This window comes from Citrobacter sp. CFNIH10 (genome assembly GCF_002934585.1).
In the GTDB taxonomy this organism is placed as follows: Bacteria; Pseudomonadota; Gammaproteobacteria; order Enterobacterales; family Enterobacteriaceae; genus Citrobacter_A; species Citrobacter_A amalonaticus.
In genome coordinates, this window is sequence record NZ_CP026216.1 from 64,796 (window position 1) to 77,940 (window position 13,145).

Sequence of the window (13,145 nt, forward strand, 5' to 3'; positions counted from 1 at the left end):
GCAGGGCGTAGTCGGACTATTTCCCTGCCTCTCCTCCCCGAACCGGACGTGCACCTTTCAGCGCATCCGGCTCTCCATTTAAATGCTGGCGAACGCCATTGCCACTTCTGTAAAGCGCGATGTATACGTGTTTCTGGTCTCCGTCCTCAGATAGGGATTACCTTCGGGTAGCCGCCAGCGGAACAGCTTCTTGCCTTGCCCCACCAACCGGTACAGTATTTCGCCGCTGAGCTTGCCGTGATTGGTTTTACCAAATAAAACCCACGTTTTGCTCTGACCCGGTTTCGGTGATTTACACCACCACCTCATCAGGGAAGCGATACCTGTACGGTATTTGCGGGCCAGCCAGTGAGCCAGCTTCCAGAACACGACACGGTCGATATAACTGAAGACTTTGGCCTTAAAATCAACGAACTGATAGAACATGGCCCAGCCTTTCAGTTTTCGGTTGAGTTGTTCAGCCATATCGACTTTGCTTTCACTGTAGTTGCCTGATAACAGTGCTGTCAGCGATGCGGCGAAGTTTCTGGCTTTCTCCTGCGGGATCGTTGAGACCACTCGCATCTCGCCATAACGACTGCGTTTGCGAATGATCCTGTGCCCCAGAAAGATAAAGCCGTCATTAACATGGGTGATTTTAGTCTTATCCATGTTCAGCCTGAGTTTCAGACTGCCTTCGAGCACACCCCGACACTCCTCCCTGATGGCTTCCGCCTGTGCTTTGGTGCCTTTGACGATGAGGACAAAATCATCGGCATAGCGGCAGTACGCCACCGCGGGTTTCCACTGCCAGTTTTCTCTGACCGCCGTACTTCGGCCCCGTTGGATACTGTTATTCCAGTACCACCGATCTTTTCTGGCTTTCCCGCTCAGGTAGCGCTCATGCAGGTATTGATCGAACTCATTCAGCATGATGTTCGATAATAGCGGCGATATAACACCGCCCTGTGGCACACCTTCACTGGCCGCCCGAAAGAGACCGACATCGATATGTCCCGCCTTGATGGTTTTCCACAGCAGAGTCATGAAACGTGCGTCACTGATCCTGCGGCGTACAGCCTTCATCAGCAGTCGATGATGTACGGTGTCGAAGTAACTGGACAGGTCGCCTTCAATCACCCAGCGTCCCCGGGTTTCACCGCAGTCTGTGAGCTGTAATTTCACCGTGCGGATCGCGTGGTGGACACTGCGCTCAGGCCGGAAGCCATATGAGAGCGTATGAAAATCACTCTCCCATATCGGCTCCATCGCCATCAGCATGGCCCGCTGAACAATACGATCCCGCAACGCGGGGATACCCAGTGGTCGCAGTTTGCCGTTGCTTTTAGGGATGTAAACCCGTCTGGCGGGCAAGGGCTGGTAGTGGCCTGAGAGTAATTCATCCCTGAGGATTTGCAGCTCAACAGCCAGTCTGGCCTGTAGCATTGTTTTGTTCACGCCATCAACGCCGGGGGTATGCGCCCCCTTTGATGAAAGCGTGATCCGCGCCGCTTCAGCCAGCCATTCTGGTTGTGTTATCAGACGCAGCAGCCGTTGAATCCGTAGGGACGGATCGGTGGCTGCCCATGTGGCAAGCTTGCGTTGCATTTCGCTGATTATCAAAGGTCTTCACCTCGTTAGGTCAGTTAATTCACGTCGCAAACACATTCAAACTGCTTCCCTTCGCCATGTAATGGGCTTTCCCCATCGCGGACTACTACGGAAGCTCCGCCAGCCAGCGCGTCATCGGAGCCATGCCCCCTTAACATCCGTCGCTGACCTTCCCCGGTTTACCTGCCTGGACTCAGGCATACTGAGGAGGCTGCCCGTCGCACTCTTTATCCTTGCTTGCCGCAAGTTGGCAGAAGTCAGCAACGCAAGCGTGATAGACGCTGCTGCCCCGGTGTTTCGCATACATGTCAAAACACCTTCGACCGGCAGTGCTTACGTATCACTGCCAGTTCCTCCTGCACGGCCTGTCAGATCACGTAGGCCGTGGTGACGTTTTCAACCCACAGAGGCGGATTAACGGGTTCATGTTCTTCAGCCTTTCAGTACTTAACCTTGAGGATCATCTCGGCTTAGTGATCTCGCCTCAATCCCCGTTGTCAGCGGGTTACATCACCCTGCGGGCATGCCGCAGGTCACTGCCGCTCAGGTTCTCCACCGTCACACCCGGTGGGATTGTTGGGTTTCTCATCGTGAGTTACCGGTTCAATATTCCAGACAGACTCGCGGTTCATTTAAGCATCCATGCCCGCCCTGAACTCCGGGCACACTATAGGTCACATCACCGCACCACACCTGATTTGGCTCGGTCACGGCGAACTGCCTTTCAAGGTAGTTAGGGATAGCAACATGTTCATGACCACCACGTTTATACCGGTGAGTCGGCTGCTGACAGCTGACCAGCCCCAGCTCTTTCATGAGCCTGCCAGCAAGCCAGCGTCCCATCTGGTAGCCTCTCCGGGTTGCCATTGTGGCGATGCTTCTTGCTCCGGCCGAACCGTGGCTGATGCCATGTAGCTCAAGTACCTGACTGCGTAATACAGCCCGTCTGCCGTCTGGTTTTTCAGGACGGTTTTTCCAGTATCTGTAGCTGCTGCGATGAACCCCGAACACATGGCAGAGTGTGACCACAGGATAATGCGCTCTGAGTTTCCCGATTATCGAGAACTGTTCAGGGAGTCTGACATCAAGAGCGCGGTTGTAGATTCAATCTGTCAATGCAACACCCCTTTCAATTATCTCTTTCGGTGTTTTGAACTTCAGTGTCTTTCTCGGTCTGTTGTTTAGCTGAGCAGCAACCAGATCTAGTTCATGTTGAGTATATTGGGCAAGACATGTCTTTTTAGGAAAGTACTGCCGAATTAGCCCATTTGTGTTCTCATTTGTTCCCCGCTGCCAAGGACTCTGAGGATCGCAGAAGTAAACTTTAACGCCGGTGCTGACAGTAAATTCTAGATGTCTGGCCAGTTCCATTCCTCTGTCCCATGTCAGTGATTTTCTGAGTTCTGACGGTAAACTCAGGAATTTGTCGGTAAGAGCCTGATTTACTGAGACAGAATCTTTGCCCCTGAGTCTAAGGATGATCGTATAACGTGATTTTCGGTCTACAAGTGTGGCTATATGAGAGTTTTTTGTACCTGAGACTAAATCGCCCTCCCAATGCCCCAGAGAGCGTCTGTTATCGATATTTCGGGAACGTTCGTGAATTGGTGTTCCGTTCACTATGTTAATCGTACCTCTTTCGCCTTTGCGGGTATGACGCCTGCCATGGCGAAGGCTATGCGACCGTCGCAGATGCTGTATATTCAGGTGGTGTAGCGCTTCACGGCTACGAAAGTACAGCGTTTTATAAATTGTCTCAGGTGATATTCGCAGCGTTTTTTGACGTGGTTTTGTTCGCCTTAACCATCCTGATATTTGCTCTGGAGACCATTTCATCTCCAGCTTTTCCAGAACAAGCTTTCGCAATGGTAAATTTTGATCCAGTAAGCACGGTTTTGGCCTTTTCGCCATTCTGTTGGCTCGGTTATTAGCATCAACAGCTTTGTAATAGCGTCTGCCCCGATTACGCTGAACTTCACGTGAGATCGTCGAAGGACTGCGATTCAGCGCAGTAGCTATCGCACGAATGCTCATTTTGGGTGACAAACCAGCTCGTATCTCCTCGCGCTCAGACAGTGTCAGGTGAGCTACAGCCCGCTTACGCTCATGGGGTTTTATGCCGCCAGTATCCCTTAACATAGTGAAGATCGTTCCGGGTTTTGAACCCAGGATATTCGCTATTTCACTGAAGCCTGTTCCGTTCTTCCATAGTTCAAAAACAGAGGCTTTTTCCTCTGCTGTAAATGTTCGTCTCATTCAAAAAACCTCCGCAACCCCATGTTTTCACATAACTGTTGCGTTGACCAATTGAATCTACAGTAGCCTTTTTTAATATTTCATTCTCCATTTCAATGCGTTGTAGCTTTTTCCTCAGCTCACGTATTTCGATTTGTTCTGGTGTTATCGGAGAGGCTTTTGGTGTTTTGCCCTGACGCTCATCACGCAGTTGTTTGACCCATCTTGTCATTGTGGAAAGGCCAACATCCATAGCTTTGGCGGCATCTGCCACCGTGTAGTTCTGGTCAACAACCAGTTGAGCGGATTCGCGTTTAAACTCTGCGCTGAAATTTCTTTTTTTCATTGGAGCACCTGTGTTGTTCTGAGGTGAGCATATCACCTCTGTTCAGGTGGACAAATTCAGTGTGCCACTTCACTGCCCCAGTTGATGCGATTCAATTGTGTTCCAAACGACTCGCCGCTCGTACGGCTGAGGTCAGTATGACAAAGCACGTCGTAGCTGAACCGGTCGCGAGCAAATATGTTGGTCTTAAGGTTGCGGTTATAGTTCAGCCAGTTGTCCGCAAGTTTCTTGGGGCATAACACCAGAACTGACTTGTTGCGCAGTTCGTAATACTTTACGACGGCAAGTGCGGTGAAGGTTTTGCCCAAGCCCACGCTGTCGGCCAGGATGCAACCGCTGTAGTTTTCAAGTTTGTTGATGATCCCAGTGGCAGCATCTTTCTGGTAATTGAAGAGTTTGTTCCAGATGAGCGTGTCTTGATAGCCCGTGCGGTCATTGGGCAGGACATCCTCGTTGAGGTCGTCCAGAAACTCATTGAAGATGTTATAGAGCATCAGGAAGTAGATACTTTCAGGCGAGTTTTCCTGGTAGACGGATGCAATGTGGTCGCAGATCTGCGCCGTTACATCCTCCAGCTTCTCAGGATCTTGCCAGATCTGGTTAAACAGATTGAGGTAGGTCGCCGTAAACGTCGACTCGTCCATTTTGTTGACGAGGTTTGAAACAGCATTGCCTTGCTGGTAGCCAAGATCGACGGCCGTAAATCCGTGCAGTGGCATGTAGGCAGTCTCTGCGGCGGCGGCCTGAACACAAGCAAACTGCTGCATCGGAGCCTTGCTGCGATTGGACTTGAATGTTGTCTTACGCCGCATCCAGTCCGCACACTCTTTTGCAATTGCGCGCTGGGTCAGTTTGTTGCGCAGCTGAATTTCGAACTCACTACCGTACAGACTACGTTCGCGGTCAGCCTTCGGTATGTGGAATTCTTTGCGTTCCTTACGAATCTTGTCGGTTACTTCATTAGCGGTGAACGTCGGCGAGGTAAAGATGAATTGCAGCTCGTCGATTTTTTCCAGCTCTGCTTTTAGCGCTTCAAACGCGTACATCGAAAAACAGGAGGCGGCGATCTTCAGGCGAGCACCGGGTTTGAGCGTCTGCTTTAGGTCGTCTCCGAGCAGACGATTGATATTGTCGATCAGTTCCATCAAGAGTCAGCCTTTGTAGAGGTGCTATAGCCTGGTGCCAGTAAGGCGTTTTTCACGCCGTAGATCGCGAGATGATCTTTGAGCCATAAACGGTACTCCGGTCCATTTAGGCAATGATTGGGTGAGCAGTCAACACGCCAGCGCTGCAACATATAGCCTGCCACCGCTGCACGAACGTACATCCTAATCGAGCCACCGGTCATCCCGTAGTCCATCTCGATGATTTCGGGGCGTTCAACACGCGGGTGCGGCACGAAATCCAACTCAACGATGCGCGTCCACTGGATATCATTATCCGGTCGTTCGTTGGCCTGCGGAACCTCTTCAAGCAATGTTGGCGCTTCGATGCGGGTGACGACGAAATCCCGAAACTCTCCACTCTTGCGATCAAAGGCCCGGGCGTGCCAGCGCAGGCCGGTATCTACCAAAGCAAAGGGCACAATGATCCGTTCGGACTTTCCGCTGCTCATCGAGTGGTAGCGGATGGCGACGGGGCGCTTGGAGTGGATGGCTCGACAAATCACGGCCAACACATCCATCTTGGGTATGCTCAGGGCTGTGGGGGATTCACAGGGTAGCAACGCCTGCATTGGGCCATTCACGCCATCGCCAAAGCCCAGAGCCAGCGCCGACAGAACACGCTGCGATGCGTGCTCGAACAACGGAGAGAACGCCTGCCCGATACGATAGATCTTGTCGCTACCATCAAAGGTGATGTTATTCGGAGCGATTTCCCGGTACAAAGCCAAATCGCGAGTCGCTCCTGCTGGAGCAACGCCAAAGCGCTCAATCAGATCTGGGCGACCGATCTCACCGAAGAAGTAAAGCCGAAAATCGATGTAGGCCAGCCGTTCGCGCTGGACCTGACTCAAGTCGTCAAGCCGCTTACAAGGGGGACTAGGCATGAATCATCACTATAGGGAAAAATGAAAATTTAATACGGTAATCAATAAAGTGCCATGATTATAATCAAATTGATGATAATCAACATTAATACTTATGTAAAAGCAAGAGATGACGTTTCAAACGTAGACAGTCATCGTATTAGCTGATGTTTCTATAACGTTAGATTAATGCCTAACAACTATAAAACCTTAATGCCCAATGCCCAATGCCCAATGCCCAATGCCCTATCGCCCCTCGGACAATTTGCCCTTATCCACTGGTCTGGCTTGAGGATGAGGGGGGCAGAATAACCTAACGACTTAGGGGCCGGGATCACAGGCGGCAGCTGTTTAACGCTTACCTTAATTCAAATTATTTTCAGATAGATATCATTCTTCTGAACATACCTGACTAACGGTGGAATCTCACGATCCTGCCGTTTTTGTATTATTTTTCAGAGGAGTAGTAATGAACAATTCTGAAGGATTGAAGCCGTTTCAGCAATCGCTCGCTGGTCTGCCACAGTGGGTGTCTGAACGTATATTGCAGCAGATAAATCAGTTAACCCGCTACGAGCCAGTGATCGGCATTATGGGTAAAACCGGTGTTGGGAAGAGCAGTCTGTGCAATGCCCTGTTTGCCGGAGATATATCACCGGTCAGCGATGTGGCTGCATGTACCCGTGAGCCACTGCGCTTTCGCCTGCAAGTCGGCGAGCGCTATATGACGCTGGTGGACCTGCCCGGCGTGGGCGAAAGTGGTGCTCGCGATACCGAGTATGCTGCGATGTACCGCGAACAACTCCCCCGGCTCGACCTGGTTCTGTGGCTGATTAAGGCCGATGACCGGGCGCTGGCGGTGGATGAACATTTTTATCATCAGGTGATTGGAGAGGTATACCGGCATAAGGTGCTGTTTGTTATCAGCCAGTCGGATAAGGCCGAACCCACCAGCGGTGGGGGACCGTTGTCCACGGCGCAGAAGCAGAATATCAGCCGTAAAATCTGTCTGCTGCATGAGCTGTTCCAGCCCGTACATCCGGTGTGTGCCGTGTCGGTCCGTCTTCAGTGGGGACTGCGGGTGATGGCCGAGCGAATGATTAAGTGCCTGCCACGTGAGGCCACCAGCCCGGTGGTGTCGCAACTCCAGTCTTCCTTTCGCACGACGGTAGTCCGGGAACAGGCTCGTAGCGATTTTGGTGAAACCGTCGGGGCCGTACTCGATAGCATCAGTGCCTTTCCCCTGATACCCGCCCCGGTACGGGCTGTCATTCAGGCCGTGCGCACCACGGTGGTGTCAGTGGCCCGCGCCGTCTGGGATTTCTTCTTCTGAGTATTTAACCCATCCCTGTTACTTCCCTGCCCCTGTCGCAGATGCGACGGGGATCCCTTTTATTTGTTTTCCCGTTATGAGGAGTCTGCTTATGGCCCGTCTGGCTTCGCGCTTTGGCGCAGCAAATCTTATCCGTCGCGACCGCCCGTTAACCCGCGAAGAGCTGTTTCGCGTGGTGCCCAGTGTATTCAGTGAGGACAAACACGCATCCCGTAGTGAGCGTTATACCTATATACCCACCATATCCCTGCTGGACAGCCTGCAGCGCGAAGGCTTCCAGCCGTTCTTTGCCTGTCAGACCCGGGTACGCGACCCGGGTCGACGCGAGCACACAAAACACATGCTACGCCTTCGTCGGGAGGGGCAGATTACCGGTAAACAGGTACCAGAAATTATCCTGCTCAACTCCCATGATGGCACCAGTTCGTACCAGATGTTGCCGGGTTTATTTCGTGCGGTTTGTCAGAACGGGCTCGTCTGCGGTGAGTCATTTGGCGAGGTGCGTGTGCCGCACAAAGGCGATGTAGTGAGTCAGGTGATTGAGGGGGCCTATGAAGTGCTGGGCATTTTTGACCGTGTGGAGGAGAAGCGGGATGCGATGCAGTCGTTGCTGTTGCCACCACCTGCGCAGCAGGCACTGGCAAAAGCCGCGCTGACGTACCGCTTTGGTGAGGACCACCAGCCGGTGACTGAGTCGCAGATCCTCTCCCCGCGCCGCTGGCAAGATGAGAGTAGCGACCTGTGGACCACGTACCAGCGTATTCAGGAGAACCTGATTAAGGGTGGGCTCAGTGGCCGTAATGCCAAAGGAGGACGGTCACATACCCGTGCCGTTCGCGGTATCGACGGGGACGTGAAACTTAACCGGGCACTGTGGGTGATGGCGGAAGCGATGCTCACGCAACTGCAGTGACCGTTTAATGTTGCCGCTTTGTTAATATCGGACACCACCTGTCCGCATCGCACCGTGCTGGCGGTCCTCACTCACTGAGGAATGGCCTGTAACCCCCGCTGCCTCTGGCTTTTGCAGAAATGAAAAATAGTTTCTGTGATGTCCATACCCTGTCCGACCCCCTCTTTAAAGTAATCACATCATTTTCAGTCAGTTAACTTTCACGGAGAACGTCTCATGACACAGGCAGAACGCCGCCATGACCGGCTGGCTGTCAGGCTGTCACTGATAATCAGCCGTCTGGTGGCAGGGGAAACACTGAGTGTGCGTAAGCTGGCCGCTGAGTTTGGTGTGTCGGTGCGCACGCTGCGGCGTGATTTTCGTGAGCGGCTGATGTATCTGGACCTGGAGTATCAGTCCGGATATTGCCGCTTACGCACTGCGGGCAGTGAGACGCAGATGGTGCCCGACGTGCTTATCTTTGCCCACCGCAGCGGGATGGCCGGTCTTTTCCCTGGCTTTGACCGTCGTCTGGTAAACGCACTGCTGATGTGCGATGAGTCTCCCTGCGTAATCGCACCCGCCAGTCCGGCTCCTTCGCCATCAGGCGCATTGTCTTTCTGGCGACTGATTCAGGCCATTACCGGGCGCAGGCGGGTGACGCTGATTGCCGAGGGGCAGCGCTGTGAGCGGCTGGCTCCCTGCCGGTTACTTATCCACCAGCAGGCCTGGTATCTGGTGGCAGAGCACGACGGACATATCGCCTTATTCACACTTGATGAAATCCATCTGATTCAGCCTTTGCAGGAGACTTTTCGCCGGAATGACAGTCTGTGCCGCCTGACTGAAGACCCGGTCTTCATTCAGGCCTTACCCCATTTTCGCTTTATCCAGCATTCACTGCTTACGTTTGTTCCGGCTGACAGCCCGCCGGAATAGCGCAGGCGTTGTTATCAACCCGGCAACAGGGAGGAGCCCAGTGCCTGTTATTGCCATTATCGCCATTGTTATCATCGTCATCATTCTGAACAAAACTGGAGTGTCCGACAGCCTCACGGCCCTGACACTTGCAACCGTTGCCGCACTACTGACGGGAGGTGGCGCAGCCGGTGCTGCCAGTGTCGCGCTGACGCCGTTCGTCGGCGTGCCGGTGGGTATTTTCGTGGGGATTTATGTCTTTACCAAAGTGGTTCGTCTGATTTCAGGAAAAAATAATGAAACGTAAAACACTACCTCTACTGGCGCTGGTTGCCTCCACTCTGTTTCTGAGCGCTTGCGATGACAGGAGTGATGACCTGAAAGCTATCAGTAAATTTAAGGACCTCACGCCTCCGCGCTTCAGCGATGTGGTGAGCCGTCAGGATGATGTCAGGGAAGAGTGGTCGCAGATTGCTCTTTCTGGTCCCACTATGCAGGTCTTACGTACCCGTCAGTCGCCCGATGGCTGCGAGGGTGGCTGTTACTACTACCTCGTGGATATGGAGGAGAAAACCGTGCAGCCGCTGATGAATGCGCTGTGTATTGCCGACAACATCAGCCTGGAATACCACGAGAAAACGGACCCGCGCACCCGGGAGCGTTTCCTTGAATATTCCCATGACGGCAAACTGATGGGACGGCTGCTGATACCCTCAAATCCTGATAACCGGGAATAAATACAAAGACAAAGGAGACAGAAATGAAAATAAATTCTTTAAGTCGGCTCATGCTCGCTGGCGTGCTGCTTGTCAGCTTCAATGCCTCTGCGGTTTCGGGACTCTGGCAACAGGGGTACGGTCAGGGCAATGCGGAATACAGTGTGACGGATAGCAGCGGAAAGATGTTTACCATCAACTGCACGGAAAATCCGGACCAGAACGGTATTTACCAGCAATCGGTTTTTCTGACCCTCGCAGGGGATAAAACGATCAGCTCGCATGATGACAGTACCGACATCACAGTGGTGATGGGCCCCATAAGCAATACGCCATTCCCTCAACCCTTGGCTGGCGTAACGGGGATAATGCCTGGTTTAGTTTCATCATGGATATCCGTAAGGCCAGGCAGTTCGACGTCTACGTCAATGACCGCAAAGCGGGGACCTTCAGCGTTGACCTGACGAACGCTACGAAGGCACTGCCAACATTAGCAGACTGCACTAACGAGTGACAGTTGTGCTTTCCATCCATAACAACATACCTGACTGCCAGGAGCAGTCAGGGTTTATTTTTTTCATTTTTTATTTCCACCGATTAGTCCAGGCACTTCCGAATAATGAGCGCAGTGGCCAGTTTTAGTTGACTATATAGCAATGATAAAATAATCACGTGTTATGTTGAGATTGTTTATTTAGCGGTTGAGAGAAACTATGGATAAAATTTGTGATAAGTGTGCACACATGATGAGTGCATGTACTTGTGGAACTTGTGAGAACTGTGACGAGAAAGAGTCGGACTGTACCTGCAAAAAATGTAGCCAGTGCAATAACCTTGAGGACTTCTGCTCTTGCAGAATTTGTGAAGAATGTAGTGAAAAAGAAGCAGAGTGCTGCTGTTGAAATGTTAACAATACTGGCTGCAGGAGCTACCTGCCTGCAGCTTCGATTGCCGACGTACCCCGATCCCAGTTGGTTAGCGTATTTCGATTCTTGCAATAATCGCTGGACTCATAGCACGAAGCCGACATACTTACTGGATTGAAGGTCCGCTGTGAGCGAAAAGCGGACGCCCGCATAGCGTAAACAGGCGTCTGATATTTTGATATGGATTGATGACTTAACCCCTTCCCCGCTTCGTCAATGACTTTCTCGTCATTATCTTTGGTAAATGATCCTTTTGCCTTTCCGGTAGAATACTCAGCATTATTTCTGAAGAGCGGCAAAGACGAGTGCCTTGCCATGAGTTCACCATAATTTCATCTGCGCCCGTGCGGCGAACCAGATCCCTGAGCCCGTCACGGACGACCTCCGGTTTGCCCCATACGGATTCACGCAGCTGATAATATTTTGCGGTCAGTTCATCAGCGGTATCACTAGTCATTGCCCGTGAGCGGGTCATGGGGGCCATAACGACGCGGTTTACCAGGTCAGTATCACCGGTCTGAAACTGGGTAAATAATTTTTCCATTTTTATCTCCTTTGCTGGAGGAAATATGATGGTCTCAGCTACGGAATAAAAAAACAGTAGTCTGTTCCGAACTGAGTAGACATAATTTCTACATTTAGTGTTCTCCTGGTATTAAACCGAAATATTTGATTGTAGGCGATGTCTTACGTAGAGATAAAGCCTGCTGCAAAAGTGATGAAGACTCAGTATGTTCTCTTCTAATACAAAGCAGACGCCCATTCTCATGCAGACGCTTTGTTCTTGTCTCGCTAGCAACCAAATCGCTTGCTCCACAACTATGATTGCTTATTAGCGTTTTCATCAAAAAACAAATCAAAATAAATTGATTTTATGAATTCTCTATCGGAGTCTATATGGTCAGCGCGATTTGCATGCTCTAATGTTTCAATTGCCAGAGTGTGCGCGGCATCAGCAAACATCTCAGGCCAACCCGTACTCAGCATAGATAGCCCTTTGAGCACTCTTATCTGAATCTCTCTCATACTGGCACCATCGCGTGCGACAGGTGAGAAAAAGTCTTCCAGGAGATCGTTGTTCTGAAGTGGCGCAACGTGTACTGAAGGATAGGTCACTTCAATTTCATGAGACTTATTCTGCGCGTAAGCAGAAAGTATACGAACACCTCTGCCAATGACATCGATTGCGGTTCCAGGATCGTTCACTGCGGGTGAAAGGGCTCTGCAGGCTATTTCGGCCATGACGCTAAGACAAAATCGGGGATCCTGAGCAAATGAACGCACATCCGAGACAATGATCGTCTCAAGTAAATCGGCGCAGATTGATGACTCCTGGCCCTGACTCAGGTACAAAGCTGGCATGGACGGATGAATGAAACTGCCTGGTTGCGCCACAAGGTATACATGACGAGGATCATTGGCCAGCAGCTTGCTGAGTTTCTCCATATCAATATATTCAACATAGCCAATCTTCTTCGGATAAACTGCAACCGTTCCTTTCGGCTGTTCATAGCTCTCAAGCCATGGATATCCGCCGAGACAGGGATTTCTGGCTCTCGCAATAAATGTTTCGATGGCCGCCTGTTCTACTTTTGCTGTTGTCTCACCGACCCTCCCCAGAGAGGTCAAATGCTGTATCCAACGAAGCAATGTGATGAGGATGAGGGCAATGACAACGAGTGTGACAATGAATAAAATGACTCTTCCCCTTTCTCCGTAGGCTCCCATATTGAGGGCAATAATTCCTACCAGACTGAAGAGAAAGGAACCAATGAAGGTGGCCAGTACATTTTGTGTGGTTACGTCTTCCACAACTAAACGCGTTGCTCTGGGAGTAACATTAGTAGTGGCTGAACCGTAGGCTGTGACCATGATACTCAGCGAAAATGTGGTCACTGCCAGCATACTCGATGCCAGTATGTTCAGAATGTTATCAACTGCTTCCGCACCAACCTTCACTGAAACCGACTCAGGAATCATTGATTTAAAAAGAATAGATAAAAGAGCCGTTATTATCGCGACAATTGCGAATAACGTAGCTCTGAACCAGAGTTTCTTAAATGTTTGCTTCAGAATCCATTGCCAGCGTGAAATCATTCTGCATTCCCTCGTATTGCGGTCGGGATAAATAATTGCCGCCCCCTAGGACGGCATTTTGCT

10 protein-coding genes and 4 pseudogenes are annotated in these 13,145 nt (G+C 51.2%); 6 read left to right on the forward strand and 8 right to left on the reverse strand.

Features of this window, described 5'->3' with window-relative positions:
- Positions 1-78: 78 nt before the first annotated feature.
- The 6 genes and pseudogenes from ltrA to C2U53_RS03625 all read right to left on the reverse strand — a co-directional run bounded on the left by ltrA (position 79) and on the right by C2U53_RS03625 (position 6,221).
- On the reverse strand, positions 79-1,587 hold the full coding sequence (ltrA, locus tag C2U53_RS03590) for a group II intron reverse transcriptase/maturase (RefSeq protein ID WP_001189111.1): 1,509 nt from the start codon (positions 1,585-1,587) through the stop codon (positions 79-81).
- A gap of 672 nt (positions 1,588-2,259) precedes the next feature.
- Positions 2,260-2,685 (reverse strand): annotated as a pseudogene (locus C2U53_RS03600) (IS3 family transposase); the annotation flags it as partial.
- A 9-nt stretch (positions 2,686-2,694) separates the two neighbouring features.
- Positions 2,695-3,846, reverse strand: a complete 1,152-nt coding sequence (locus C2U53_RS03605; protein ID WP_003029596.1) for an IS30-like element IS30 family transposase — start codon at positions 3,844-3,846, stop codon at positions 2,695-2,697.
- 67 nt (positions 3,847-3,913) lie between these two features.
- Positions 3,914-4,171, reverse strand: a pseudogene (locus C2U53_RS03610) (IS3 family transposase); the annotation flags it as partial.
- Positions 4,172-4,227: 56 nt separating this feature from the next.
- Entirely contained in the window at positions 4,228-5,316 is a 1,089-nt protein-coding gene (locus tag C2U53_RS03620) for an SNF2-related protein (protein ID WP_003029602.1), read from the reverse strand.
- Complete coding sequence (locus C2U53_RS03625) at positions 5,316-6,221, reverse strand: YafY family protein (RefSeq protein WP_032933065.1); 906 nt, start codon at positions 6,219-6,221, stop codon at positions 5,316-5,318. Before C2U53_RS03625 ends, C2U53_RS03620 begins: the two co-directional genes overlap by 1 nt.
- Positions 6,222-6,669: 448 nt before the next feature.
- On the opposite strand from C2U53_RS03625, the gene C2U53_RS03630 reads away from it, so the two are divergent.
- The 6 genes and pseudogenes from C2U53_RS03630 (at position 6,670) to yfjT (ending at position 10,573) form a co-directional block, all read left to right on the forward strand.
- Positions 6,670-7,533: a GTPase family protein gene (locus C2U53_RS03630; protein WP_003029608.1), complete on the forward strand. Its 864-nt coding sequence runs from the start codon at positions 6,670-6,672 to the stop codon at positions 7,531-7,533.
- A gap of 91 nt (positions 7,534-7,624) precedes the next feature.
- A complete protein-coding gene (locus tag C2U53_RS03635; RefSeq protein WP_003029610.1) occupies positions 7,625-8,446 on the forward strand; it encodes a DUF932 domain-containing protein in 822 nt (273 codons plus the stop codon).
- Between the two features lie 216 nt (positions 8,447-8,662).
- On the forward strand, positions 8,663-9,364 hold the full coding sequence (locus tag C2U53_RS03640; RefSeq protein ID WP_003029611.1) for a WYL domain-containing protein: 702 nt from the start codon (positions 8,663-8,665) through the stop codon (positions 9,362-9,364).
- Positions 9,365-9,404: 40 nt separating this feature from the next.
- Positions 9,405-9,650 carry a protein YpjK gene (gene ypjK, locus C2U53_RS03645; protein WP_003029614.1) on the forward strand — a complete coding sequence of 82 codons (246 nt, stop codon included), beginning with the start codon at positions 9,405-9,407 and terminating at the stop codon, positions 9,648-9,650.
- Complete coding sequence (locus tag C2U53_RS03650; protein WP_003029616.1) at positions 9,640-10,080, forward strand: YfjS/YafY family lipoprotein; 441 nt, start codon at positions 9,640-9,642, stop codon at positions 10,078-10,080. The genes ypjK and C2U53_RS03650 overlap by 11 nt, the downstream gene beginning before the upstream one ends.
- Before the next feature lie 23 nt (positions 10,081-10,103).
- A pseudogene (yfjT, locus tag C2U53_RS03655) lies at positions 10,104-10,573 on the forward strand (protein YfjT).
- A gap of 812 nt (positions 10,574-11,385) precedes the next feature.
- Here yfjT and C2U53_RS30690 read toward each other — a convergent pair.
- Positions 11,386-11,529 (reverse strand): annotated as a pseudogene (locus tag C2U53_RS30690) (morphinone reductase); the annotation flags it as partial.
- Between the two features lie 275 nt (positions 11,530-11,804).
- Positions 11,805-13,082, reverse strand: coding sequence for a DUF2254 domain-containing protein (locus C2U53_RS03665; RefSeq protein WP_003036928.1), 1,278 nt, complete (start codon positions 13,080-13,082; stop codon positions 11,805-11,807).
- Between the last annotated feature and the right edge of the window lie 63 nt (positions 13,083-13,145).

What these genes read in the sequence shown, in the direction of transcription:
- ltrA (WP_001189111.1), bottom strand. Translation starts at nt 1,587, where the DNA reads ATGCAACGCAAGCTTGCCACATGGGCAGCCACCGATCCGTCCCTACGG.
- C2U53_RS03605 (WP_003029596.1), bottom strand. Translation starts at nt 3,846, where the DNA reads ATGAGACGAACATTTACAGCAGAGGAAAAAGCCTCTGTTTTTGAACTA.
- C2U53_RS03620 (WP_003029602.1), bottom strand. Translation starts at nt 5,316, where the DNA reads ATGGAACTGATCGACAATATCAATCGTCTGCTCGGAGACGACCTAAAG.
- C2U53_RS03625 (WP_032933065.1), bottom strand. Translation starts at nt 6,221, where the DNA reads ATGCCTAGTCCCCCTTGTAAGCGGCTTGACGACTTGAGTCAGGTCCAG.
- C2U53_RS03630 (WP_003029608.1), top strand. Translation starts at nt 6,670, where the DNA reads ATGAACAATTCTGAAGGATTGAAGCCGTTTCAGCAATCGCTCGCTGGT.
- C2U53_RS03635 (WP_003029610.1), top strand. Translation starts at nt 7,625, where the DNA reads ATGGCCCGTCTGGCTTCGCGCTTTGGCGCAGCAAATCTTATCCGTCGC.
- C2U53_RS03640 (WP_003029611.1), top strand. Translation starts at nt 8,663, where the DNA reads ATGACACAGGCAGAACGCCGCCATGACCGGCTGGCTGTCAGGCTGTCA.
- C2U53_RS03650 (WP_003029616.1), top strand. Translation starts at nt 9,640, where the DNA reads ATGAAACGTAAAACACTACCTCTACTGGCGCTGGTTGCCTCCACTCTG.
- C2U53_RS03665 (WP_003036928.1), bottom strand. Translation starts at nt 13,082, where the DNA reads ATGATTTCACGCTGGCAATGGATTCTGAAGCAAACATTTAAGAAACTC.